The organism is Aminobacter sp. BE322, assembly GCF_050433525.1.
Taxonomy (GTDB): domain Bacteria; phylum Pseudomonadota; class Alphaproteobacteria; order Rhizobiales; family Rhizobiaceae; genus Aminobacter.
In genome coordinates this window covers 259,196-284,565 of the sequence record NZ_JBNPXB010000002.1, presented here as the reverse complement: position 1 = coordinate 284,565, position 25,370 = coordinate 259,196, and the positions used below count along the sequence as shown (strand labels likewise).

The window sequence follows — 25,370 nt, the reverse complement described above, 5'->3', positions numbered from 1 at the left end:
GGGAGATGGGCGGCAGCCCAGAGGGGGGTGGGAAGGATCGCGACGTGGCCGCGCGGCACGTACAATTGTCAGTAACTCTGTCAGCAATCAGCGTGGAGAAATTCTCCCGTTTTTCCACCTCCTGGAGAACCTCCCGTATCATTCTCCTCGCGATCTTCCACGGGACCCCGGTGCGCACCGGGCAGCGGGGGGAAGCGCCGGTGCCGGGCTGGCGGGAGGTCGGTTCTCCTCGCTGGGTGATGAGCCCCCAAGCCCGGGCCTTGCGGCGGCCAGCGGTGCAAAGGCATCGCGGCGACTGAGCGGGGCAAGCAGCCGGGCGGGGCGCGGACGTCGCGCCACGTTATCAGACTATCGGCAGGCTCGGCCTCGCGCCCCGCTTCCCGAACTTTTTTCCTCACAATGGCCAGACCGGAAACGGGGCGTGGCGATGGAGAGGTGCGAAATGTTGGAAAGCCGCATTCCCTCGCGCCCCCTCTGTCCTGTCGGACATCTCCCCCGCAAGGGGGGAGATCGGCAGCGTCAGGCGTGCTGCCCGTTCTGCAATCTGGCAACAATAAGAGGTTGGTGGTTGGCGAAAGCGGAAGTGACGGCTGATCTCCCCCCTTGCGGGGGAGATGTCCGGCAGGACAGAGGGGGGTGGGAAGAAATGAGAGCGGGCAGTTTGGTTCTGCCCCTCACCCGGCCGCTTCGCGGCCACCCTCTCCCCGAAAACGGGGCGAGGGGACAGTGTTCTTCTTCCACCTCGCGCCTATCCGTGCGCGATCATCACATGGCGGACGGCGGTATAATCCTCCAGCGCATAGACCGACATGTCCTTGCCGTAGCCGGACTGCTTGAGCCCGCCATGCGGCATCTCGTTGGTCAGCATGAAGTGGGTGTTGATCCAGGTGCAGCCATATTGCAGCCGGGCGGCGGTCGCCATGGCGCGCGAGATGTCCCTGGTCCACACCGACGACGCCAGGCCGTAGTCGCTGTCATTGGCCCAGCCGACCGCCTCGTCGACATCCGTGAAGCGGGTCACCGAGACCACCGGGCCGAACACTTCGCGGCGGACGATCTCGTCTTCCTGCAGGGCGCCGGCCACCACCGTCGGCTGGTAATAGAAGCCGCCGCCGTCGCCCGGATGCCCGCCGGTGGTGATGTCGATGTGCTTGAGCTCGGAGGCGCGCTCGACGAAGGAGGCGACGCGGTCGCGCTGGCGGCGCGAGATCAGCGGCCCGATCTCGTTCTCGGTGTCGTCGGCCCGGCCGTAGCGGATGGTCGAGACGGCCGACGACAGGTCGGCGACGAGCTTGTCGTAGATCTTCTTGCCGGCGTAGACGCGGCAGGCGGCGGTGCAGTCCTGGCCGGCATTGTAGTAGCCGAAGGCGCGCAGGCCGTTGACCACCGCATCGACATCGGCGTCGTCGAAGACGATGACGGGGGCCTTGCCGCCGAGTTCGAGATGGGTGCGCTTCACCGACTTGGCCGCCGCCTGCAGCACCTTCTTGCCGGTGGCGACGTCGCCGGTGATCGATATCATGCCAACCTTGGCATGGTTGATCAGCGTGTTGCCGACGCTTTCGCCGCGCCCGAGCACGACGTTGACCACGCCCTCGGGCAGTACGTCGGCGAGGATCCTCGCGAGCTTCAGCGCCGTCAGCGGCGTCTGTTCGGAAGGCTTGAAGACGACCGTGTTGCCGCCGCCGATGGCCGGCGCCAGCTTCCAGGCCATCATCATCAGCGGATAGTTCCACGGCGCGATCGAGGCGACGACGCCGACCGGGTCGCGCCGGATCATCGAGGTGTGGCCGGGCAGGTATTCGCCGGCGACGAGGCCGGGCATCGAGCGCACCGCGCCTGCGAAGAAGCGGTAGCAGTCGACGATCGCCGGGATCTCGTCATTGAGCACGGCGTTGATCGGCTTGCCGCAGTTCAGCGCCTCGAGGCGGGCGAATTCGGCCGCCTCTGCTTCGATCCGGTCGGCGATCTTGAGCAGGTAGCCCGAGCGCTGGGCGGGCGTGGTCTTCGACCAGGTCGCGAAGGCCTTCTCGGCGGCAGCCACCGCCGCCTCGATCTGGGCCGGCGAAGCCTCGGGCAGGTTCAGGATCGTCTCGCCGGTGCGCGGGTTGAGGATCGCCTCCTCTGTTTCGGTTCCGCGCTCGAATTTCGAGCCGATCAGCATCTGGGTGTCCATGTGAGCTCTCCCTTTCGAATCTTATTTGCCGGCCCCGGCGATCTGGTCGCCTTCGCGGGTCAGGTAGTAGGCGGCGAGGATCGGCAGCAGCGTGACGAGCACGACGACCATGGCGACGACGTTGGTGACCGGCCTCTGGCGCGGCCTGACCAGTTCCTCGAGCATCCAGATCGGCACGGTCTCCTGCTGGCCGGCGGTGAAGGTGGTGACGATGACCTCGTCGAAGGACAGCGCGAAGGCGAGCATGCCGCCGGCGAGCAGCGCCGTGCCGATGTTCGGCAGGATCACGTGCCGGAAGGTCTGGAAGCCGTCGGCGCCGAGGTCCATCGAGGCCTCGATCAGCGAGCCCGAAGTGCGGCGGAAGCGGGCGACCGCGTTGTTGTAGACGACCACGACGCAGAAGGTCGCGTGGCCGAGCACGATCGTCCAGAACGAGAACGGGATCTCCGCCAGGCTGAAGGCCGAGCGCAGGGCGATGCCGGTGATGATGCCCGGCAGTGCGATCGGCAGGATGACGAGCAGCGAGATCGCCTCGCGGCCGAAGAACCGCGTCTGGCTGACGGCCGCGGCGCAGAGCGTGCCGAGCACCAGTGCTATCGTCGTCGAGATCGCCGCCACCTGCACCGACAGGCCGAGCGCCTGCCAGACGTCGGGCCGTCCCCAGGTCACCCCGAACCACTGGGTGGTGAAGCCCGGCGGCGGCCACTGGTAGCTCTTCTCCTCGGTGGTGAAGGCGTAGACGAAGATAAGCAGGATCGGCAGGTGCAGGAAGGCGAGGCCGGCCGCTGCGGCGATCTTGAGGCCGCGCGGGGCCGATTGCGAACGGTCAGAGCGCATGGGCCGGGCTCCTCTTGCATTCCTCGATACCCCCACCCCTAACCCCTCCCCACAAGGGGGAGGGGGACTTTTTCTGTAGTCCCACCGGATTGCCCCGAGTATACGCGACAGCTGGTCGGGGAGCAGGGCGGCTCCAGAATCCCCCTCCCGCTTGTGGGGAGGGGTTAGGGGTGGGGGTAATACCGGAGGTGACGAACGAACTAGAGCGCATCGAAGGCTCCCATGCGTTTGGCGCCCCAGAGGTAGAAGCCCATGATGACGATGGGGACCACCGTGAAGGCGGCGGCGAGCGGGATGTTGCCGGCGGTGCCCTGCTGGGCATAGACGGCCTGGCCGATGAACAGCCGCGACGTGCCGATGATCTGCGGGATGATGTAGTCGCCGAGCGTCAGCGAGAAGGTGAAGATCGAGCCGGCGACGATGCCCGGCAGGGCGAGCGGGAAGATGACGTTCCTGAAGGTCTGGCCGGGCGAGGCGCCGAGGTCGGACGAGGCCTCGACGAGATTGCCGGGCACGCGCTCCAGCGCCGCCTGGATCGGCAGGATCATGAAGGGCAGCCAGACATAGACGAAGACGATGAAGGTGCCGGTGAAGGAGACCGACAGCGAGTTGCCGCCGACGATCGGCAGCGACAGCCAGCCGTCGAGCAGCCACGACAATTGCAGCTTGGCGAACAGCCAGGTGAGGATGCCTTCCTTGGCGAGGATCAGCTTCCAGGCATAGACCTTGACCAGGTAGCTCGACCACAGGGGCAGCATGACGCCGAGATAGAACAGCGCCTTCCAGGTGCCGCGGGCATAGCGCGCCGCGTAGTAGGCGATGGGGAAGGCGAGGGCCGCCGAGGCGAGCGTGACCAGAACGGCCATCGTCACGGTGCGGACGATGATGTCGACATTGGCCGCCTGCAGCAGGTCGCCGTAGGTCTTGAGGGTGAACTCGCGGTTGATCAGGCCGGAGTACTCGTCGATCGAGAAGAAGCTCTGCGCCAGCAGCGCCAGAAGCGAGCCGATATAGACGATGCCGAGCCAGAGCAGCGGCGGCGCGAGCATGAGCAGCAGGAGCAGCTTCGGCCGGCGCCACAGCAGGTCCGACAGCGCCCCGGCGATGCCGCCCCGCTTGGGCAGGATCGCCGCAGAGCCCGTCGCACCGGTCACGGCCTGGACGCTCATGCCTGCTCCTCCATCAGGTGGAGCTGGTCGCGGCTGAAGGCGAGCACGACGTGCTCGCCGTCGTCGGGGACGGAAGTCCCGGCGGGGAGGGAGGCATGCAGCCTGAGGCCGTCGGCTTCCAGCGCGAGCTTGGTCGCGGCGCCCAGATAGTGGCGCGACAGCACGCGGGCGGCAACGCCGTCGCCGCTCGCCTGGCGCAGCACGCGGATTGATTCCGGACGCAGGCTGCCCCAGCGGCGCTGGCCCGAGTGGCGCTGCACGAAATCCGGCGGCAGCACGTTGGACGAGCCAACGAAGTCGGCGACGAAACGCGAGGCCGGGCGCTGGTAGATCTCCTCGGGCGTGCCGACCTGCATGATGCGGCCGTCGTTGAAGACGGCGACGCGGTCGGCCATCGACAGCGCCTCGCCCTGGTCGTGGGTGACGAAGACGAAGGTGATGCCGAGCGCCTTCTGCAGCGCCTTGAGCTCTTCCTGCATGTTCTCGCGCAGCTTGAGGTCCAGCGCCCCGAGCGGTTCGTCGAGGAGCAGCACCTTGGGCTTGTTGACGAGCGCGCGGGCGAGCGCCACGCGCTGCCGCTGGCCGCCCGAAAGCTGCCCCGGCTTGCGGCCGCCGTAGCCGGGCAGCTGCACCAGCTTGAGCGCGTCTTCGGCCTCGCTCAGGCGCCGTTCCTTGCCGACGCCCTTGACCATCAGCCCGTAGGCGACGTTGTCGAGCACGTTGAGATGCGGGAACAGCGCGTAGTCCTGGAACACGGTGTTGACGTTGCGACGGTAGGGCGGCACGCCCTCGGCGCGGTCGCCGAAGATCGAGATGCTGCCCGACGTCGGCTGCTCGAAGCCGGCGATGAGCCTGAGGCAGGTGGTCTTGCCGGACCCCGACGGCCCCAGCATGGCGAAGAACTCGCCCGGCTTGATTTCGAGGTCGACCGCGTCCACGGCGCGCACGGCGCCGAAGTGACGCGAGACTTTCTGGAATGAGACAGCTGGGGTCATGTCGTTGTCCGACTCTTCAGATGCAGAGGGGCGCCGCCCCTCATCCGCCTGCCGGCACCTTCTCCCCGTAAACGGGAGAAGGACGAGGCGGGCGACGCTCACGCCCGCCTCTCCCCGTTTACGGGGAGAGGTTAAGGGTGAGGGGCAGCGCCGCGCGGTGGAAGGTGAGCGTTACCGCCCGCCGATCACGCCGATATAGTCCGACACCCAGCGGTAATAGGGCACGCACTGGTCGTTCTGGCTGGCGCATTTCGACACCGGCGTCTTCCAGAACCTGATCTTGGCGAAGTCCTCGAAGCCGTTGGTCTTGCAGCCTTCCCCGCCGAGCAGCTCGTTGTCCTTGCAGGCTGCCGGCACGGCCGGGTTCGAGCCGAACCAGGAGGCGAGGTCGCCCTGCAGCTTCGGATTGAGCGAATGCTCCAGCCACATATAGGCGCAGTTCGGATTGGCGGCCTCGGCATGCATCATGGTGGTGTCCGCCCATCCGGTGGCGCCTTCTTCCGGGATGGTCGAGCCGATGGGCTGCTTTTCGGTGCCGAGCAGGTTGACCTGGAACGGCCAGGAACTCGACGCCACCACGCCCTCGTTCTTGAAGTCGTCGATCTGGATCATGGCGTCGTGCCAGTAGCGGCCCACCAGCGTGCGCTGCTGGCGCAGGAGGTCGAGCGCCGCCTTGTACTGGTCCTCGTTGAGCTCGTAGGGATCCTTGATGCCGAGCTCGGGCTTGTGCGCCATCAGGTAGTTGGCGGCGTCGGCGATGTAGATCGGGCCGTCGTAGGCCTGGACGCGGCCCTTGTTGGACTTGCCGTCCGGAAGCGTCGTTTCCTCGAAGACCACGCTCCAGCTCTTGGGCGCTTCCTTGAAGACGTCCTTGTTGTACATCAGCACGTTCGGCCCCCACTGATAGGGCACGCCATAGTGCTTGCCGTCGACGGTGAACCAGGGCGCGTCCTTGAGGCGCTCGTCGACCGTCGACCAGCTCTTGATGAGGTCGAGATTGATGGGCTGGACGCGCTTGCCGGCGACGAGCCGCAGCGATGCGTCGCCCGAGGCGGTGACGAGATCGAAGCCGCCCTCGTTCATCAGCGCCACCATTTCGTCCGAGGTGGCAGCCGTCTTGACGTTGACCTTGCAGCCGGTCTGCTTCTCGAATTCCGTGACCCAGTCGTAGTTCTTGTCGGTCTCGCCGCGCTCGATATAGCCGGGCCATGCGATGATGTTGAGCTGGCCTTCGCCCTTGCCAACCTCCTTCATCATCTCCTGCGCCAAGGCCTGACCGGAAAAGCTGCACGCCAACGCAATGGCCGTGCAGGATTTCAGAAATGATTTCATGTCGATCCTCCCATCAGGGACCGCTTCCATCGGCGGTGTTGCCCTGGATGAAGGGTGCTGCGAAAGCGCCGGTTTCGCAAATTCATTTGAAAGAAAGTCGATATCGGTTTTTCCGATAGCTGTACGATGTCGTCTACGGGTGGCGAGCACCACTTTAGATGGCGCCTGTTGTCACGGCCCTGCTGCGTCAAGCCGAAAGCAGTAGACCCTTGGTTGCCGCAGTATCCCTTTGCGTCAATTCTCAACTTCCGGCGCCAGAGCTATCGTGTTGCCGCGATACCCCTGTCGGAGCGCAGAAATCGGCGTCTCCGGACGCCGCTATTTGCGACTGCAACGGGCCGAACTGCAGGCGCATGCAATGAGGGCAGTTTCGACGCTTGGTGCCCTTGGGCTGGTGGCATTGGCTGCGAGCCTGCTTTGTGCGTGCCTGTGGCGCGGCGCCTCCCGCATCGGCGCCAAAGGGGCGTGGGGCTCGGCAGCTACCTCTCCAGCACGTTGGGCAAACGTCGCAACGGCCTTCGTGCGTCCGACATCCGGCCCCATTGGCCGGGAATACGAGCTGACGGCGAAGCAGCTTGCCGCGTCCGGCGATCGGCTGTTCTGGAACAACATCCAGATCCTGCGGCTGATCGGCGCCTACGGCATCGTCTACGTCCATCTCGACCTAATCTTCGCCGACCTCGGCGCCGGCACGCGCATCGTCGAGGTCCTCCGCTTCGGAACCGATCTCTTCCTCGTCGTCTCCGGCTTCCTCTCTGCGCATGTGCTGGGTCGCTCCGGCAAGCCGGCCGGGATCTATCTTCGCGACAGGGCCATCCGCATCCTGCCGCTGTACTGGCTTTTCACCGTACTCGCCTATTTCGCCAAGAACACGGCGACCAGCTATGGTGCCCCCACCCTGAGGGAGCTGGCCATGTCGCTGGCCTTCATCCCCTACGGCCCGTATCCGATCCTGCATCCCACCTGGACGCTCGTCGTCATCGTCGAGTTCAGCCTCGTCATCGCCGCCTTCCAGCTGGCGAGCGTCAGGCATGGCGTCTATCTGGCGTCGGTCTTCGTGGTCGCGCTGGTGCTCGTCGGAGAGGCGTGGCCACCCGAGAGTCCCGCCCTCGTCGCCTACACCAATCCGATCCTCATCGACTTCGCCTTCGGCGTGATCATCTACCGGCTCACCTCCGTTGGTGCCGTCGCCTTGCTGCCGGGGCGAAGGGGCCTCGCCGTCGGCGCCGCGATCATCCTGGCGAGCGCTGCCGCCGTCCTGGCGCGGCCGTTCCTGTGGCCGGACCTGCCGCGGCTGATCGCCCTGGGCGTGCCGGCATCGGGCATCCTGCTGGGCACCGTCGTGCTCGAAAGGGCAGGCTATCTGGTGCGATCGGTGCCGGTGAACTTCGTCGCCAAGGCGACCTTTGCGATCTATCTCTGCCACCAGTTCGTCAACGGCGCATCGGCGAAGATCGTTGCCATGCAGCCGTCGTCGCGCGCGTTTCCGATCTTCGTGCTGGTTGCGGCCCCGTTCATCGTCACGGCCGTCGCCATATTCGTCTTTGCCTATGTCGAAGCGCCGATGACGCGGTTCCTGAAAGCGAGGCTCACCTGACTGCCCGGCGGCTTGTCGGCGGTGGTCGTCAAAGCCGCTGGCGGACCGTGCGCTGGGCCTGGGCGATGCCGATGAAATCGCGCGCGGCGGCCGGCAGCGACGAGCCGCGCCGCCACACCATGCCGACTTGCACGACCGGGAGCGAGCCCGACACGTCGCGGGATTCGATGCGGTCCCCTTCGAGCGACCACGGCCTGTAGACGAGGTCGGGCAGCAGTGCCACGCCCGCGCCGGTCGCCACCAGCGAGCGCACCGCCTCGACCGAGCGGGTGCGGAAGGCGACATGCGGCTTGGCGCCGATGGCCGAAAGCAGCTTGCCGGTGTTCTCCTCGATCTCATCGACCGACAGCATGATCAGCGGCTCGGTGGCGATGTCGCCGACGCTGATGATCTCGGCGGAGGCCAGCGGATGGCCGAGCGGCAGCCAGAGCCGATAGGCCGAGACCTCGAGGATCTCCGACTGCAGCGCCATGCGGTCGCGCAGATTGGAGGTCACCATGACGGCGACGTCGAGCTTACCGCCGACCAGCAGGTGCTCGAGATAGTCGCCATTGTCCTCGATGGCCGAAATGTCGACTGCCGGATGGGCGCGGCGGTAGCGGGCGAGCAGGTCGGACAGCACGTAACCCGCGACCAGCGATGTGACGCCGAGCTTGAGCTGGCCGGTGGTCGCGGCCTGGCCGCCGAAGAAGGTGCGCCGCGCGTCGGACACGTCGGCCAGGATCTTGGTGGCGTGGCGCAGGAACTGGTGGCCCTTGTGGGTGATGTTGAGGCCGCGCGGATGGCGCTCGAACAGCTCGACGCCGAGATCGGCCTCCAGTTCCTTGATCGCCTCGGTGACCGACGACTGCGAAATCGACAGGTTATGCGCCGCGCGCGAGATCGTGCCCTGTTCGGCGACGGCGACGAAGAACTGCAACTGGCGAAGCGTGAAGGCCATGGCGCGGACTAAACAGGGCGGCAGGGGTTTTGGGAAGAGGGCAGGCCATTCCCTCGCGCCTCCATCAGCAGTAAGACTATGTGCTGGAAACGAATGGAGGATTGCAATGCATCGCCGCCAGTTTCTCGCATCCGCGGCCGCGACCGCCGTACTTGTCGCCGCGACACCAAGCTGGGCCCAGGACACGCCGCAGGCCGTCGTCGAGGCCTATCTCGCCGCCTGGAACGCGCATGACTCGGCCAAGGCGGCCGCGCACTTCGCCGACAACATCGTCTATTACGACGCCTCGGTCGGCAAGCCCGTCGAGGGCAAGGAGGCGGCCAAGACCGGCGTGATCGACAATTTCCTGAAAGCCGTGCCGGACGCCGTCTGGAAGATGAAGGGCAAGCCCGTCGCGCAGGACGACCGGGTGTCGTTCGAGTGGGAGTTCTCGGGCACCAACTCGGGTGACTGGTCCGACGGCACCAAGGCGACCGGCAAGACGTTCTCCATCACCGGTGCCTCGATGTTCTCGGTCAAGGACGGCAAGATCGCCAGCCAGAGCGACTACTACGACGCGCTCGGTTTCTACAAGCAGCTCGGGCTGATGTAGCCGCTCAGGCGATGCCGTACTGCGTCATCAGCGCCGCCATGCGTTCGGCGGCGAGGTCGGGCCGGTCGAGCACGTTGGCCCGGTCGGCGAGGCGGAAGATGTCGGCGTAGTGGACGGCACCTCGCGCGGACTGCATGCCGGCCGGCATGGTGAAATGGCTCTGGTGGCCGTTGAGCCAGGCGAGGAAGACGACGCCGGCCTTGTAGTACTGCGTCGGCGCCTCGAAGATTTTCCGCGATAGCGGCACCGTCGGCTCGATGCTGGCGCGGAAGGTGGCGAGGTCGCCTTTTGCCAGGGCCGACAGCGCCTTTGAGGCCTGCGGGGCGACCGCGTCGAAGATGCCGAGCAAAGCGTGGCTGTGGCGGGTGCCGTCGCCCTCGATCAGGGCGGCGTAGTTGAAATCGTCGCCGGTGAAGCAGATCACGCCGTCGGGCAGGCGGCGGCGCAGCTCGACCTCATAGGCCTGGTCGAGCAGCGAGATCTTGATGCCTTCGACCTTGTGCTCGTGGTCGGCGATGATCGAAAGCACCGTCTCCAGCGTGTCCTCGAAGCGGTCGCCGCCCCAGTAGCCCTCGAGCTCGGGATCGAACATGTCGCCCAGCCAGTGCAGGACGACCTTGTCCCTGGCCTGGCCGAGGATGCGGCCGTAGACCTTGCGATAGTCGTCGGGCGACTGCGCCACATGCGCCAGCGCCCGGCTGGCCATCAGAACCGCGCGGCCGCCGTGCTTTTCGATGAAGCCGAGCTGTTCCTCATAGGCGGCGACCACGTCGTCGAGCGAACGCGCGTCGCGCCTGTCGAGCTGGTCGGTGCCTGCGCCGCAGGCGAGATCGGCGCCGGGTACGGTGCGCGCTTCTGCCAGTGAGCGGCGGATCAGGTCCTGCGCGCCGGCCCAGTCGAGCCCCATGCCGCGCTGCGAGGTGTCCATCGCCTCGGCGATCCTGAAGCCGAGCGACCAGAGATGATGGCGGAAGGCCATGGTCGCATCCCAGTCGATGGCCGGGCTGTTCCACGGTGTGGCATCAGTCCATGGGTCGGAGACGACATGGGCGGCTGCATAGGCGATGCGGTTGAAGACGGGGGCGGTCGCCGGCCGCTCGGTGGGAGTGCCGACAAGAGCGTAGGTCTCGATCGAGCGGTCGGCTCGCGGAAGCTTCACTGGCCTGGCCATGGGTTCCTCCCTGATCGGCTGCATCTCGTAATTTAGAACGTTCCAAATTTCAAGTTGGAATTTTGCGCCTGTCTTTGCGGGGATGGCGCGCCCGGCTCGAATCCTGACAGGCGTGAGCGGTCGTGTCCTTGCACGATGCGATAAATCGTTTGAAACTCGACATTGTGCACAATTTGAGCATTTCGGAGGCCGTGCATCGACACGTGCAGCTTGCGGGAAAACGACCATGCAAGAGGGCTTCCGTGCTTGACAGTTTGGAACGTTCCAATTATTGGACTCGCAAAACGGGCCGGAGATGCCCGACCTGCAAGCCCTTCTGGGAGGATGGCGTTGAAGCAGCCGAAGGTGACAGTCGTCGATGTTGCGCGCGCCGCCGGCGTGTCGAAGTCGACCGTGTCGCTGGTTCTCCAGGGCAGTTCGCTGGTCAACGAGGCGACCCGCGCCAGGGTGGGCGCCGTCATCCGCGAGCTCGGTTATGTCTACAACCGCAGCGCCGCCAACCTGCGCCAGTCGAAATCCAAGATCGTCGGCATCGTCGTCAACGACCTGACCAACAGCTTCTTCGCCGAACTCGCCGTCGGCATGGACATGGTGGTGCAGTCGGCCGGCTACATCCAGTTCATGGCCAATTCGGCCGAGAATGCCGACCGTCAGGCCGAGGTGATCGCCTCGATGCGCGAGCACGGCATGGCCGGGCTGATCCTGTCGCCGGCGCGCGGCACGACGGCCGCCGACCTCCGGCCGCTGGTCGACAGCGGCATCCCGGTCGTGCTGGTGGCGCGCAACGTGCCCGGTCTCAAGGTTTCCTCCGTCGTGTCGGACGGGCATGCGGGTGCGGCGGCAGCCGTCCGCCACCTGATCGAGCTCGGCCATCGGCGCATAGCCTTCCTCGGCGGCTTCAACGACACTGCCGTGTTCGACGAGCGCATGCGCGGATTCCGCGAGGCGCTGGTGGAGGCGGGGCTCGACGCTTCGGACGACCTCGTCATCAGCTCTGCACCTTCCCGTGCTGGCGGCGTTGCGGCGGTGGAACGGCTGCTTGCCATGGCTGACCGGCCGACGGCGGCTCTGTGCTTCAACGATGCCGTGGCCTTCGGCGCCTGCGACGGGCTGCGTAGCGCCCGCATCGAGCCGGGCGTCGATTTCGGCGTCATCGGCTTCGACGACGTGATCGAGGCGAAGACGGCGGTGCCGGCGCTGACGACGGTTTCGGTCGACCCGCAGGGCATGGGCCGGCGGGCGGCGCAGCTTCTGCTCAAGCAGATCAATTCCGGGAGTTTCGAGCCCGAGGCGCTGGTCGCCTCGGTGCGGCTGGTGGTGCGCGAGAGCTGCGGCGCGGCACTGCGGATGAAGCGAGAGGCGGTGACGGCATGACGCGCTGGGGTCTGATCGGGGCGAGCACCATCGCCAGGGAGTGGGTGATCGGCGCGATCCGCGCGACCGGCGGCGAGGTGGTGTCGGTGATGAGCACCAATGCCGAGCGCGGCCGGGCCTATGCCGAGGCGAACGGCATCGCGAAGTCGGTGACCTCGCTCGAGGAGATCGTCGGCGATGCCGGCATCGACGCCGTCTACATCTCGACCACCAACGAGCTGCATGTGGAACAAGCGATTGCCGCGGCTAAGGCGGGCAAGCATGTGCTGTGCGAGAAACCACTGGCGCTGACGCTCGACGATGCGTTGGCGATGGTGAAGGCCGCGCGTGAAGCCGGCGTAATCCTCGGCACCAACCACCATCTGCGCAATGCCGCGAGCCACCGGGCGATGCGCGAGGCGATTTTGGCCGGCAGGATCGGCAAGCCGCTGGCGGCGCGGGTGTTCCACGCCGTCTACCTGCCGCCGCACCTGCAGGGCTGGCGGCTGGACAAGCCGCAAGCCGGCGGCGGGGTCATCCTCGACATCACCGTGCACGACGCCGACACGCTGCGCTTCGTTCTCAACGACGATCCGGTCGAGGCCGTGGCCTTCAGCCAGAGCGGCGGCATGGGGCAGGCGGGGCTGGAAGACGCCGTGATGGGCGTGCTGCGCTTCAGGTCGGGCGTCATCGCCCAGTTCCACGATGCGTTCACCACCAAATTCGCCGAGACGGGTTTCGAGGTGCACGGCACCGAGGGTTCGCTGATCGCCCGCAACGTGATGACGCAACGGCCCGTCGGTTCGGTGGTTCTGCGCAACGCCGAGGGCGAACACGAGCTCAAGCTCGACCAGCGCAATCTCTACGAGGCGGGGCTTCAGACTTTTCATGACGCCATCGCGGGCAAGGGCAAGCCTGCGGCGACGGGCGAGGACGGCGTGTGGTCGCTGGCAACGGGGCTGGCGGTGGTCAAGGCTGCCGCGACCGGCAAGGCCGTCGCCATCGAGGCTGGGCTCTGAGCATGGGCAAGCACATCACCCCGGCACAGGCAGCGGCGCTCATTCCCGACAATGCCGTCGTCTCGGTGTCGTCGTCGAGCGGGCTCGGCTGCCCGGACCTGATGCTGAAGGCGATCGGCGAGCGTTTTGACGCGACCGGCCATCCGCGCGATCTCACCACGCTGCACCCCATTGCCGCCGGCGACATGAGCGGCATCAAGGGCGTCGACCACATCGCCAGGAAGGGCCTTTTGAAAAAGATCATCGGCGGCTCCTATCCGTCGGGGCCGTCGAGCGCCGAGCCGCCGCTGATCTGGCAGATGATCGGCAACGAGGAGGTGGCGGCCTACAACGTGCCCTCGGGCATCATGTTCGACCTGCATCGCGAGGCGGCGGCCAAGCGGCCGGGCGTGATGACCAAGGTCGGGCTCGACACCTTCGTCGACCCCGAGCGTCAGGGCTGCGCCATGAACGCGCGCGCCGCGGCCGAGCCGCTGGTCAGGAAGGTGAGCTTCGAGGGCGAGGACTGGCTCTTCTTCCCCGCGATCAAGCCGCAAGTGGCGATCATCCGGGCGACGACGGCCGACGAGCGCGGCAACCTGACCTACGAGCACGAGGGCGCCTATCTCGGCGGGCTCGACCAGGCGCTCGCCGCCCGCAACAATGGCGGCATCGTCATCGCGCAGGTGAAACGCATCACCAAGGACGGGTCGCTGCGCCCGCACGACGTGCGCGTGCCCGGCATGCTGGTCGACTACATCGTCGTCGATCCCGAGCAGAAGCAGACGACGCAGACGCTCTACGACCCGGCGATCTCGGGCGAGATCATGCGACCGCTCGACAGCTTCCGGGTGCCCGAGTTCAACATCCAGAAGGTGATCGCGCGCCGCGTGGCGCAGGAGCTGGAGGCGGGCAGCGCGGTCAATCTCGGCTTCGGCATCTCGGCCAACGTGCCGCGCATCCTGCTCGAGGAAGGGCTGCACGGCGAGGTCACCTGGGTGATCGAGCAGGGGGCCGTCGGCGGCGTGCCGCTGCTCGACTTCGCCTTCGGCTGCGCGTCGAACGCCGATGCGTTCATGCCGTCGCCCTACCAGTTCACCTATTTCCAGGGCGCGGGCTTCGACGCTTCGCTTTTGTCGTTCCTCGAGATCGACAAGAGCGGCTCGGTCAATGTCTCCAAGCTCAGCTTCCGGCCGCATGTGACGGCGGGTGCGGGCGGCTTCGTCGACATCACGGCGCGGGCGAAGAAGATCGTCTTCTCCGGCATGTTCAACGCCGGCGCCAAGCTCGGCATCGAGGCCGGCCGGCTGGTGGTGGAGAAGGAAGGCAAGCTCAAGAAGCTGGTCAACGAGGTCGAGCACGTCACCTTCTCGGGCCGCCGCGGCGTCGAGCAGGGCCAGGACATCACCTATGTCACCGAGCGCTGCGTCATGAAGCTGACGGCTCAAGGCATCGTGCTGACCGAGATCGCGCCGGGCGTCGAGTTGCAGGCGCATATCCTCGACCAGGCGGAGTTCCCGCTGATCGTCTCGGACAAGCTCAAAGAGATGGACGCAGCACTGTTTGCCGAAGCGCCCATCGGGCTGAAGCTGCCGCGCAAGCCGGTGCGCAAGCTGGAGGCCGTCCATGGCTGACCGGCGCATCAAGGTCGAGTTCCAGGGTGCGGTCGCGGTCATCACGGCGGCCCGGCCGGACAAGCTCAACGCCTTCGACATCGACATGCTGAAGGCGCTGTCTCAGGCCTGCGACGAGGTCGAGGCCAATGCCGATGTGCGCGTTGCGATCCTCACTGGCGAGGGCAAGGCGTTTTCGGCCGGGGGCGACATCAAGGCCTGGGGCGGCATGACGGCCAACGAGTTCGGCCATGCCTGGGTGCGCTTCGGCCATCGCGTGTTCGAGCGGCTGGCGACGCTGCGCGTGCCGCTGATCGCCGCCATCAACGGCCATGCGCTGGGCGGCGGGCTGGAACTCGCCATTGCCGCCGACATCCGCATCGCCGAGCGTCACGTGAAGATCGGCCTGCCGGAAACCGGGCTCGGAATGGTGCCGGGCTGGTCGGGCACGCAGCGGCTGGTGCGCCGCGCCGGCGCCCAGGTGGTGCGGCGCATGGCGCTGGGCGGCGAGGTGTTTTCGGCCGACGAAGCGGCAGCGCTCGGGCTGGTCGACCATGTGGTCGAGACCGGCGGGGCGGTGGCTGCCGCGCACGACTACGCGGCGCGGATCGCGGCGCGAGGCCCGGCGGCGGTCGAGGTCGCAAAACTGATGATCGCCACCGCGAATGGCGAAGACAACGGAACCGCCGTCGAGGCGCTGGGCTCGATCCTCGTGGCCAAGACCGGCGACCTCAAGGAGGGGCTGGCGGCCTTCAGCGAGAAGCGTGCGGCCAAATTTTCGGGAGAATGGTGATGACGGTCCTGATGCGTCCCAAGCCGCTCGACGGCTTCAAGGTCCGCGAGTTCAAGATGCTGATCGACGGCAATTGGACCGGCGGTGCCGAGGGCAAGACCATCGAGCGCGCCAGCCCCGGCCACGGTGCCGTGGTGAGCCGCTATGAGGCTGCGACCGCCGTCGATGCGAACCGCGCCATCGCGGCCGCGCGCAAGGCCTTCGACGACGGCCACTGGCCGCGCATGACCGGCGCCGAGCGCTCGCGCATCCTCTTGCGCGCCGCCGACATCATCGATGAGCGCACCGACGAACTCGCCTTCCTCGACTGCATCGAATCCGGCAAGCCGATCTCGCAGGCCAAGGGCGAACTCGGCGGCGCCGCCGACATCTGGCGCTATGCGGCGGCGCTCGCCCGCGACCTGCACGGAGAGAGCTACAACACGCTGGGCGACGGCACGCTGGGCATGGTGTTGCGCGAGGCGATCGGCGTCGTCTCGATCATTACGCCGTGGAATTTCCCGTTCCTGATCGTCAGCCAGAAACTGCCCTTCGCGCTGGCCGCCGGCTGCACGGCGGTGGTCAAGCCGTCGGAGCTGACGTCGGGCTCGACGCTGGTGCTGGGCGAGATACTCGAGGCCGCGGGCGTGCCTGCGGGCGTGGTCAACATCATCGTCGGGACCGGCCCGGAGGCGGGCGCGCCGCTGACCAGCCACCCCGACGTCGACATGGTGTCGTTCACCGGCTCGACCGGCATCGGCCGGCTGACCATGGCGAATGCCGCGCAGACCCTGAAGAAGGTGTCGCTGGAACTCGGCGGCAAGAACCCGCAGATCGTGTTCCCCGACGCCAATCTCGACGACTTCATCGATGCGGCGGTGTTCGGCGCCTATTTCAACGCCGGCGAATGCTGCAACGCCGGCTCGCGCCTGATCGTGCATCGCGACATCGCCGACGAGGTGACGGCGCGGGTGGCAGCCCTTTCGGCCAAGGTGAAGGTCGGCGATCCGCTGGACCCTTCGACCCAGGTTGGTGCTATCATCACCCCGCAGCATCTTGCGAAGATCGTCACTTACGTGAAAGGTGCGAGCGAACATGGCGCGAATGTCGCCGTCGGTGGCGCAGCCGCCGATCTCGGCCTCGGCCAGTTCATGGAACCGACGATCCTTTCGTCGGTCGCGCCCGACATGGCGGTGGCGCGCGAGGAGGTGTTCGGACCGGTGCTTTCGGTGCTTGCCTTCGAGACGACGGACGAGGCGATCCGCATCGCCAATTCGATCGACTATGGCCTCTCGGCCGGGGTGTGGAGCCGCGACTTCGACACCTGCCTGACGGTCGGCCGTCGCGTGCGGGCCGGCACCGTCTGGATGAACACTTTCATGGACGGCGCGTCGGAACTGCCCTTCGGCGGCTACCGGCAGTCGGGCATCGGCCGCGAACTCGGCCGCCATGCGGTGGAGGACTACACCGAGACCAAGACACTGAACATGCATATCGGCCCGCGGACGGGGCACTGGATGCCCAAGGAGGCACGAGCCTGACGCGGCCAAGGAGGAATTCCCTGCGGCGGGGCCAATGGGAACTTGTGTCACGCAATCACGCGTGAGTTAGCTTGCAACCCGGGAGGAACTGGAATGCGTAAGTTTCTGATGAGTACCGCAGCCATTGCGACGCTGTTTGCGGCGCCGGTGCCGCTGGCGTTCGCCGACGAAAGCGTCGAAGTGCTGCACTGGTGGACCTCGGGCGGCGAGGCGGCGGCGCTCGACGTTCTCAAGAAGAACCTCGAAAGCCAGGGCGTCACCTGGAAGGACATGCCGGTGGCCGGCGGCGGCGGCGAAGCCGCGATGACGGCGCTGCGCGCCCGCGTCACGGCCGGCGATCCGCCCACCGCCGTGCAGGCGCTGGGCTTCGACATCACCGACTGGGCCAAGCAGGGCGTAGTCGGCGACCTCGGCGAAGTGGCCGACAAGGAAGGCTGGGACAAGGTCGTTCCGGCGGCGCTGCAGAACTTCGCCAAATATGACGGCAAGTGGATCGCAGCACCCGTGAACGTGCACTCGACCAACTGGGTGTGGATCAACAAGAAGGCGCTCGACGCGGCCGGCGGCAAGGTGCCCGAGACCTGGGACGAGCTCGTCGCCGTGCTCGACAAGATGAAGGCCAACGGCATCACCCCGCTCGGCCATGGCGGCCAGGCCTGGCAGGACGCCACCATCTTCGACGCGGTCGTGCTGTCGCTCGGCACCGATTTCTATAAGTCGGCGATGATCGACCTCGACCCGGCGGCACTTGGCGGCGACAAGATGGTCGAGGCCTTCGACCGCATGGCCAAGCTCAAGAGCTATGTCGACAAGGACTTCTCCGGCCGCGACTGGAACCTGGCTTCGGCCATGGTCATCGAAGGCAAGGCCGGCATGCAGATGATGGGCGACTGGGCCAAGGGCGAGTTCCTCAAGGCCGGCCAGAAGCCGGGCACCGACTTCGTCTGCATCCGCTTCCCCGGCACCCAGGGCGCGGTGACCTTCAACTCCGACATGTTCATGATGTTCAAGGTCGGCGACGACAAGAAGGCGGCGCAGATGAAGATGGCCTCGGACATCGAGGATCCTGCCTTCCAGTCGTCCTTCAACGTGGTCAAGGGCTCGGTGCCGGCGCGTACCGACGTGCCGGACACCGCCTTCGACGATTGCGGCAAGAAGGGCATCAAGGACCTGGCCGAAGCCAATACGAGCGGCAAGCTGTTCGGCTCGATGGCGCATGGCTATGCAGCACCTGCCGCGGTGAAGAACGCGCTCTACGACGTCGTGACCCGCCACTTCAACGGCGAGCTCGACTCCAAGGCCGCCGCCGCCGCGCTGGTCGAGGCGATCGCCGCCGCCAAGGGCTAGGCCATAGCATGACGTGCCCCGGCTTCGGCCGGGGCACCATTTTTCGAGATCAGCAGAGGCTGGAACCATGGCAGACCTCACGACGACCGCTGTGCCGCGCACGGCGACGGATACGCGCGCAACGCTGCAGGAGTGGCTGCCGAAGATCGTGCTTGCGCCGAGCTTCGCGATCATCCTCCTCTTCGTCTACGGCTTCATCATCTTCACGGCCTTCCTGTCCTTCTCGGGCTCGAAGCTGTTGCCCGACTTTTCGACCTGGGTCGGCTTCGGCAACTATGTGAGGCTGTTCAACCATCCGAACTGGATCACCGCGCTCAAGAACCTGGCGATCTTCTCGATCCTCTACATCGTCGTCTGCAGCGTGATCGGGCTGGGGCTCGCGATCTTCCTCGACCAGAAGATCCGCGGCGAGGGCGTGCTGAGGCCGATCTACCTCTACCCGATGGCGCTGTCCTTCATCGTCACCGGCGTGGCCTGGAAGTGGTTCCTCGACCCCGGCATCGGCCTCGAGCACGTCATGCAGACGTGGGGCTGGGAGAGCTTCTCGTTCCGTTGGATCAAGGAAGGCCGGATGGCGATCTACACCATCGTCATCGCCGCGGTCTGGCAGTCGTCGGGCTTCGTCATGGCGATGTTCCTCGCCGGCCTGCGCGGCGTCGACAACGAGATCATCAAGGCGGCCCAGATCGACGGCGCCTCGACCATGACCATCTACCGGCGGATCATCATCCCCTTGATGCGGCCGGTGTTCCTGTCGGCCTTCGTGGTGCTCGCGCACCTCGCCATCAAGTCATACGACCTGGTGGTGGCGATGACCGACGGCGGCCCGGGCACGGCGACCTGGACCCCGGCGCTGTTCATGCAGAAGTTCACCTTCGGCCGCAACGAGATGGGCATGGGTGCCGCGTCAGCCATGGTGATGATGATGATGATCTTCGCGATCATCGTGCCCTATCTCTATTCCGAGCTCGGGGGGAAGAAGAAATGAGCGCACCCTCGCAAGACGTGGCGACCCGCAACGGCGTCATCGCCCGGGCCTTCATCTACGCGATCCTGATCCTGTTCGCGGTCTACTACCTGCTGCCGCTCTACGTCATGGTGGTCAACTCGCTGAAGCCGCTCGACGAGATCCGCCAGGGCAACATGCTGGCGCTGCCGCAGCAATGGACCATCGCGCCCTGGCTGTCGGCCTGGTCGACGGCGCAGATCGGCGTGCAGCCAACGGGGCTCAGGCCCTACTTCCTCAACTCGGTGCTGATGGTGGTGCCGGCGGTGGCGATCTCGACCATCCTCGGCGCGCTCAACGGCTACGTGCTGACCAAGTGGCGCTTCCGGGGCGACAACGTCGTGTTCGGCATGATGCTGCTCGCCTGCTTCATCCCGTTCCAGATCGTGCTGATCCCGTCGGCGCGCATCCTCGGCCTGCTGGGCCTGGCGGGCTCCGTGCCCGGCCTGATCCTGATCCACGCGGTGTACGGGCTCGGCTTCACCACGCTGTTCTTCCGCAACTACTACGAGGCGTTCCCGACCGAACTGGTGCGGGCCGCGCAGATCGACGGCGCGAGCTTCTTCCAGATATTCCGGCGCATCCTCCTGCCGTCGTCGGGGCCGATCATCGTCGTCACCGTGATCTGGCAGTTCACCAACATCTGGAACGACTTCCTGTTCGGCTCGTCATTCTCCAGCGTCGACTCGATCCCCGTCACCGTCGCGCTGAACAACCTGGTGAACTCGTCGACCGGCGTGAAGGAATACAACGTCCACTTCGCCGGGGCGATCCTCGCAGCCCTGCCCACCCTCATCGTCTACATCGTCTCCGGACGCTACTTCGTGCGCGGCCTGATGGCCGGCGCGGTCAAGGGGTAAGCCCATGTCGTTTCTCAAGATCACCAATCTCTACAAGAACTACGGCCAGGTGGAGATCCTCAAGGACATCAACATCGAGATCGACAAGGGCGGCTTCCTGGTGCTCGTCGGCCCGTCCGGCTGCGGCAAGTCCACGCTGCTCAACACCATCGCCGGGCTGGAGCCGATCACCTCGGGCGACATCGCCATCAACGGCAAGTCGGTCAACGGGCTGCATCCCTCCAAGCGCGACATCGCCATGGTGTTCCAGTCCTACGCGCTCTATCCGAACATGACGGTGGCCGGGAACATCGCTTTCGGCATGGAGATCCGCGGCGTGCCGAAGGACGAGCGCGACAAGGCGATCAAGCAGGTGGCCGACATCCTGCAGATCGGCCACCTGCTCGACCGCAAGCCGAGCCAGCTTTCCGGCGGCCAGCGCCAGCGCGTCGCCATGGGCCGGGCGCTGGTGCGCAATCCGCAGGTGTTCCTGTTCGACGAGCCGCTGTCCAACCTCGACGCCAAGCTGCGCGTCGACATGCGCACCGAGATCAAGCGCCTGCACCAGCGCATGAAGACGACGATCGTCTACGTCACCCACGACCAGATCGAGGCGATGACACTGGCGACCAAGATCGCGGTGCTCAAGGACGGCGTGCTGCAGCAGTTCGGCACGCCGGCCGAGATCTACAACCGCCCGGCCAACATGTTCGTGGCCGACTTCATGGGCTCGCCGGCGATGAACCTTCTGTCGGCGCGGCTGGAAAGCGGCGAGGGCGGGCTCAACGTCGTGCTCGACCGGCCGAGCGAAAAGCCGCTGGCGCTGCCGATCAAGCTGGCCAACGGCGCGCTCGGCGCCTATTCGGGCAAGGAGGTGATCTTCGGGGTGCGGCCCGAAGCGCTGACCGATCCCGACGGTGCGGACCGCAACGCCAAGTCGCTGGCCGAAGGCGAATGCCTGATCGAGGTGGTCGAGCCGGCGGGTTCCGACACCTTCGCCGTCACCAAGCTAGGCGGCAAGGAAGTGGTGGCGCGGCTGCGCGCCGATGCGTCGATCCATGCGGGCCAGAAGACCAGGCTCGCCTTCAACCTGGACAAGGCGGTGTTCTTCGACCCCGAGAGCCAGCTGCGCATCGCCTGACATGTCCGGACAGCCTGACATCGTCATCATCGGCTCGGGGGTCGGCGGCGCTACCATCGCTGCGGGCCTGGCTGCGACCGGTGCGGAGATCCTCGTGCTCGAAGCCGGCGGCCATATCGCCGACCGGCCGGAGAACCGCGACCAGCGCGCCATCTTCCAGCGCGGCCATTTCCGCCCCAAGGAAACCTGGTACGAGGCCGGCGGCGCGGCCTTCAATCCCGGCAACTACTACAATGTCGGCGGCAATTCGAAGTTCTACGGTGCGGTGCTGACCCGCTACCGGCGCGAGGACTTCGCCGAGATGCAGCATCTCGACGGCGTCTCGCCGGCGTGGCCGTTTGCCTACGAGGAGCTGGAGCCCTGGTACGGCCTGGCGGAAGAACTCTACCAGGTGCGCGGCGCGCTCGGCGAGGACCCGACCGAGCCCGTGCATTCCAGGCCTTACGCCCACGGCCCGGTGGCGGACGAGCCGGCGATCGCCGGGGTTCGCGCCAGGCTCAAGGCGCAGGGCGTGCATCCCTTCTCGCTGCCGCTCGGCGTCGACATCGAGCGCTGGCTGGCCAAGGGCAAGACGCCGTGGGACGCCCACCCCAACAGCTTCGACGGCAAGATGGACGCCGAGACCGCGGCACTCGCCGCAGCCCTCAGCCACGACAACGTTCGCCTCGAGACCGGATCGCGGGTGACGCGGCTCGAAACCGCGCCCGACGGCCGGCGGATCGCCGCCGTGCATTGCGAGCGCAGCGGCGAAAGCCATGTCGTGAGACCGAAGCTGGTGATCCTTGCGGCAGGTGCGGTGCAGTCGGCGGTGCTGCTCCTGCGCTCGGCCAACGACGCCCATCCGACCGGGCTCGCCAACCGCTCCGACCAGGTCGGCCGCAATTTCATGAACCACAACTCGTCGGCGGTGATCGCGCTCAGCCCGTGGTACCGCAACGACTCGATCTACCAGAAGACCTTCGGCTTCAACGATTTCTATCTGTCCGACGGCGAGGGCGGGCCGCCGCTCGGCAACGTGCAGCTGCTCGGGCGCATCTCCGGCGCGATCCTCAAGGCCAACATGCGCTCGGTGCCGGAATGGCTGCTCAACCGGGTGTCGGCGCATTCGATCGACTTCTACGCCATGAGCGAGGACCTGCCGTCGCCGGAAAGCCGCGTCATGGTCGACGGCGAGCGCATCGTGCTGAAATGGGTGCGCAGCAACTGGGAGGCACATGAGCGGCTGGTGGCAAAGCTCAAGCAGGTGCTGCGTAGCGCCGGCTTTCCCGTGGTCGTATCGCGCGCGTTCGACAAGCGCACGCCGTCGCATCAATGCGGCACGGTGCGCATCGGCAACGATCCGAAGGACGCGCCGCTCGACGTCTGGTGCCGCGCCTTCGACCACCCCAATTTGTTCGTGGTCGACGCGGGCTTCCTGCCGACCTCGGCGGCGGTCAATCCGGCGCTGACGATTGCGGCCCAGGCGCTGCGCGTCGCCGACCACATTGCCAGGAAGGACCTCGCGGCATGAGCGCCAATGCCAAGCCCGTGGCCATCGTGACCGGCGCGCGCCGCGGCATCGGGCTGGCGGTGGCCAAGGCGCTGGCCGAAGCAGGCTTCGATCTCGCCATCACCGATCGCGAGAAGGACAAGGCAGCGGCGGACGCCGTGTCGGGGCTCGAAAAGCATGGCGCCAAGGTGCTGTTCGTCGCCTCCGACCTCGCCGAGATCGAGGCGCATGCCGAGACGGTCGAGAAGATCGTAAAGCACTTCGGCCGGATCGATTGCCTCGTCAACAATGCCGGCATCGCCTCGAAGGTGCGCGGCGACTTCCTCGAGCTCACGCCCGAGAACTTCGATGCCATCATGGCGGTCAATCTGCGCGGCACGGTGTTCTTCACCCAGGCCGTGCTGCGCGCGATGCTCGGCCTGCCGCAGCCGGCCCAGCGGCGCTCGATCATCAACATCACCTCGATCTCGGCCGAGATGACCTCGCCCGAACGGCTCGACTATTGCATGTCGAAGGCCGGGCTCGCCGCCTTCACGCAGGGGCTGACGCTCAGGCTGGCAAGTGCGGGCATCGACGTGTTCGAGATCCGCCCCGGCATCATCCGCTCCGACATGACGGCGAAGGTCTCGGAAAAATACGACCGGCTGATCGGCGAGGGGCTGGTGCCGGCCGGGCGCTGGGGCGAGCCCGACGACATCGGCCGCATCGCGGCAGCTTTGGCCGGCGGCGGCTTCGGCTTTGCCACGGGCAGCATCATCAAGGCCGACGGCGCATTGTCCGTCGCGCGTCTCTGAGAGTTTCGAGATGACCTACGATTACATCATCACTGGCGCGGGTCCCGCCGGCTGCGTGCTCGCCAGCCGGCTGAGCGAGGACGCCGACGTGCGCGTGCTGTTGCTCGAAGCGGGCGGCGACGACTGGAACCCGCTGTTCCACATGCCGGCCGGTTTCGCCAAGATGACCAAGGGCGTGGCGAGCTGGGGCTGGGAGACCGTGCCGCAGAAGCACATGAAGGGGCGCGTGCTGCGCTACACCCAGGCCAAGGTGATCGGCGGCGGCTCCAGCATCAACGCCCAGCTCTACACGCGCGGCAATGCGGTGGACTACGACCTCTGGGCGAGCGAGGACGGCTGCACCGGCTGGGACTACCGCTCGGTGCTGCCCTATTTCAAGCGCTGCGAGGACAACCAGCGCTTCGCCGACGACTACCATTCCTATGGCGGGCCGCTGGGGGTTTCGATGCCGTCGGCGGCGCTGCCGATCTGCGACGCCTACATCCGCGCCGGCCAGGAGCTCGGCATTCCCTATAACCACGACTTCAACGGCCGCCAGCAGGCCGGCGTCGGCTTCTACCAGCTGACCCAGCGCAACAAGCGTCGCTCGTCGGCGGCGATGGCCTATCTCGACCCGATCAAGGCTAGGCGCAACCTGACCGTCCGGCTTGGGGCGCGGGTGACGCGCATCGTGGTGGAGAAGGGCAGGGCGGTCGGCGTCGAGGTGGCGCGCGGCAACGGCACGGAGTTCATCCGCGCCGAACGTGAGGTGCTCGTGTCCTCGGGCGCCATCGGCTCGCCCAAGCTGCTGCTGCAGTCCGGCATCGGCCCGGCCGATCATCTGAAGAGCGTCGGCGTGCCCGTGATCCACGACCTCAAGGGGGTGGGCGAGAACATGCAGGACCATCTCGACCTGTTCGTGATCTCGGAATGCACCGGCGACCACACCTACGACAATGTCGCCAAGCTGCACCGGACGCTGTGGGCCGGGCTGCAATATGTGCTGTTCCGCACCGGGCCGGTGACGTCGAGCCTCTTCGAGACGGGCGGCTTCTGGTATGCCGATCCCGATGCGCGCTCGCCCGACATCCAGTTCCACTTGGGCCTCGGCTCGGGCATCGAGGCGGGCGTTGCCAGGCTCAAGAACGCGGGTGTCACCCTGAACTCGGCCTATCTGCACCCGCGCTCGCGCGGCACGGTGCGTCTCGCCTCCAGCGACCCTGCGGCGGCGCCGCTGATCGACCCGAACTACTGGGCCGATCCGCACGACCGCAAGATGTCGATCGAGGGCCTCAGGGTCGCGCGCGAGATCATGCAGCAGGCTGCGCTCAAGCCCTTCGTAACGGCCGAGCGGCTGCCGGGGCCGGACAAGGTCACCGAGGAACAACTGTTCGACTATGGCTGCGCCAACGCCAAGACCGACCACCACCCGGTCGGCACCTGCAAGATGGGCACCGACGAGATGGCCGTGGTCGACCTCGAGCTCAAGGTGCATGGCCTAGACGGCCTGCGTGTCTGCGACAGCTCGGTGATGCCGCGCGTGCCGTCCTGCAACACCAACGGCCCGACGATCATGGTCGGCGAAAAGGGCGCCGACATCATCCGCAACCGCGAGCCGTTGCCGGCGGCGATCTTCGCGCACGAGCGCAACGACGCGCGGCCACGGGCGCGCGCCGAGGTGCGGTAGCC

Annotated in this window: 21 protein-coding genes; 14 read left to right on the top strand and 7 right to left on the bottom strand. The window is 66.5% G+C overall.

The window, feature by feature from the left end:
• Window positions 1-748 precede the first annotated feature (748 nt).
• The 5 genes from J2X50_RS05395 to J2X50_RS05375 all read right to left on the bottom strand — a co-directional run bounded on the left by J2X50_RS05395 (window position 749) and on the right by J2X50_RS05375 (window position 6,509).
• A complete protein-coding gene (locus J2X50_RS05395) occupies window positions 749-2,176 on the bottom strand; it encodes a gamma-aminobutyraldehyde dehydrogenase (RefSeq protein ID WP_429092498.1) in 1,428 nt (475 codons plus the stop codon).
• 21 nt (window positions 2,177-2,197) lie between these two features.
• A complete protein-coding gene (locus J2X50_RS05390) occupies window positions 2,198-3,013 on the bottom strand; it encodes an ABC transporter permease (protein ID WP_340036600.1) in 816 nt (271 codons plus the stop codon).
• Window positions 3,014-3,213: 200 nt separating this feature from the next.
• Window positions 3,214-4,182, bottom strand: coding sequence for an ABC transporter permease (locus J2X50_RS05385; RefSeq protein ID WP_429092494.1), 969 nt, complete (start codon window positions 4,180-4,182; stop codon window positions 3,214-3,216).
• Complete coding sequence (locus tag J2X50_RS05380) at window positions 4,179-5,177, bottom strand: ABC transporter ATP-binding protein (protein WP_429092491.1); 999 nt, start codon at window positions 5,175-5,177, stop codon at window positions 4,179-4,181. The genes J2X50_RS05385 and J2X50_RS05380 overlap by 4 nt, the downstream gene beginning before the upstream one ends.
• A 171-nt stretch (window positions 5,178-5,348) precedes the next feature.
• Entirely contained in the window at window positions 5,349-6,509 is a 1,161-nt protein-coding gene (locus J2X50_RS05375) for an ABC transporter substrate-binding protein (protein ID WP_429092488.1), read from the bottom strand.
• Window positions 6,510-6,867: 358 nt separating this feature from the next.
• Here J2X50_RS05375 and J2X50_RS05370 point away from each other — a divergent pair, with 358 nt between their 5' ends.
• Window positions 6,868-8,106: an acyltransferase family protein gene (locus J2X50_RS05370; protein ID WP_429092487.1), complete on the top strand. Its 1,239-nt coding sequence runs from the start codon at window positions 6,868-6,870 to the stop codon at window positions 8,104-8,106.
• A 28-nt stretch (window positions 8,107-8,134) separates the two neighbouring features.
• On the opposite strand, the gene J2X50_RS05365 is transcribed toward J2X50_RS05370, so the two are convergent.
• On the bottom strand, window positions 8,135-9,046 hold the full coding sequence (locus tag J2X50_RS05365; protein ID WP_429092484.1) for a LysR family transcriptional regulator: 912 nt from the start codon (window positions 9,044-9,046) through the stop codon (window positions 8,135-8,137).
• Between the two features lie 106 nt (window positions 9,047-9,152).
• Between J2X50_RS05365 and J2X50_RS05360 the strand changes: the two genes are divergently transcribed.
• On the top strand, window positions 9,153-9,638 hold the full coding sequence (locus J2X50_RS05360) for an ester cyclase (RefSeq protein WP_429092482.1): 486 nt from the start codon (window positions 9,153-9,155) through the stop codon (window positions 9,636-9,638).
• 4 nt (window positions 9,639-9,642) lie between these two features.
• On the opposite strand, the gene J2X50_RS05355 is transcribed toward J2X50_RS05360, so the two are convergent.
• Window positions 9,643-10,809: a dihydrodipicolinate synthase family protein gene (locus J2X50_RS05355; protein ID WP_429092478.1), complete on the bottom strand. Its 1,167-nt coding sequence runs from the start codon at window positions 10,807-10,809 to the stop codon at window positions 9,643-9,645.
• A gap of 324 nt (window positions 10,810-11,133) precedes the next feature.
• On the opposite strand from J2X50_RS05355, the gene J2X50_RS05350 reads away from it, so the two are divergent.
• The 12 genes from J2X50_RS05350 to J2X50_RS05295 all read left to right on the top strand — a co-directional run bounded on the left by J2X50_RS05350 (window position 11,134) and on the right by J2X50_RS05295 (window position 25,368).
• Window positions 11,134-12,183, top strand: coding sequence for a LacI family DNA-binding transcriptional regulator (locus J2X50_RS05350; RefSeq protein ID WP_429092475.1), 1,050 nt, complete (start codon window positions 11,134-11,136; stop codon window positions 12,181-12,183).
• Window positions 12,180-13,181 carry a Gfo/Idh/MocA family protein gene (locus tag J2X50_RS05345; RefSeq protein ID WP_429092472.1) on the top strand — a complete coding sequence of 334 codons (1,002 nt, stop codon included), beginning with the start codon at window positions 12,180-12,182 and terminating at the stop codon, window positions 13,179-13,181. Before J2X50_RS05350 ends, J2X50_RS05345 begins: the two co-directional genes overlap by 4 nt.
• Window positions 13,182-13,183: 2 nt before the next feature.
• Entirely contained in the window at window positions 13,184-14,794 is a 1,611-nt protein-coding gene (locus tag J2X50_RS05340; RefSeq protein ID WP_429092469.1) for an acyl CoA:acetate/3-ketoacid CoA transferase, read from the top strand.
• Window positions 14,787-15,566 (top strand): enoyl-CoA hydratase/isomerase family protein, encoded by a 780-nt coding sequence (locus tag J2X50_RS05335; protein WP_429092466.1) that lies wholly within the window; start codon window positions 14,787-14,789, stop codon window positions 15,564-15,566. The genes J2X50_RS05340 and J2X50_RS05335 overlap by 8 nt, the downstream gene beginning before the upstream one ends.
• Window positions 15,566-17,086 (top strand): aldehyde dehydrogenase family protein, encoded by a 1,521-nt coding sequence (locus tag J2X50_RS05330; protein WP_429092463.1) that lies wholly within the window; start codon window positions 15,566-15,568, stop codon window positions 17,084-17,086. The genes J2X50_RS05335 and J2X50_RS05330 overlap by 1 nt, the downstream gene beginning before the upstream one ends.
• A gap of 93 nt (window positions 17,087-17,179) precedes the next feature.
• A complete protein-coding gene (locus J2X50_RS05325; protein WP_429092460.1) occupies window positions 17,180-18,433 on the top strand; it encodes an ABC transporter substrate-binding protein in 1,254 nt (417 codons plus the stop codon).
• A gap of 67 nt (window positions 18,434-18,500) precedes the next feature.
• On the top strand, window positions 18,501-19,421 hold the full coding sequence (locus J2X50_RS05320; RefSeq protein WP_429092456.1) for a carbohydrate ABC transporter permease: 921 nt from the start codon (window positions 18,501-18,503) through the stop codon (window positions 19,419-19,421).
• Window positions 19,418-20,299 carry a carbohydrate ABC transporter permease gene (locus J2X50_RS05315; RefSeq protein WP_429092454.1) on the top strand — a complete coding sequence of 294 codons (882 nt, stop codon included), beginning with the start codon at window positions 19,418-19,420 and terminating at the stop codon, window positions 20,297-20,299. The genes J2X50_RS05320 and J2X50_RS05315 overlap by 4 nt, the downstream gene beginning before the upstream one ends.
• 4 nt (window positions 20,300-20,303) lie before the next feature.
• Entirely contained in the window at window positions 20,304-21,419 is a 1,116-nt protein-coding gene (locus J2X50_RS05310) for an ABC transporter ATP-binding protein (RefSeq protein WP_429092451.1), read from the top strand.
• A gap of 1 nt (window position 21,420) precedes the next feature.
• Window positions 21,421-22,929 carry an FAD-dependent oxidoreductase gene (locus J2X50_RS05305; protein WP_429092448.1) on the top strand — a complete coding sequence of 503 codons (1,509 nt, stop codon included), beginning with the start codon at window positions 21,421-21,423 and terminating at the stop codon, window positions 22,927-22,929.
• Window positions 22,926-23,702, top strand: a complete 777-nt coding sequence (locus tag J2X50_RS05300) for a 3-ketoacyl-ACP reductase (protein WP_429092446.1) — start codon at window positions 22,926-22,928, stop codon at window positions 23,700-23,702. Before J2X50_RS05305 ends, J2X50_RS05300 begins: the two co-directional genes overlap by 4 nt.
• Window positions 23,703-23,712: 10 nt before the next feature.
• Entirely contained in the window at window positions 23,713-25,368 is a 1,656-nt protein-coding gene (locus tag J2X50_RS05295) for a GMC family oxidoreductase (protein WP_429092443.1), read from the top strand.
• Window positions 25,369-25,370 lie beyond the last annotated feature (2 nt).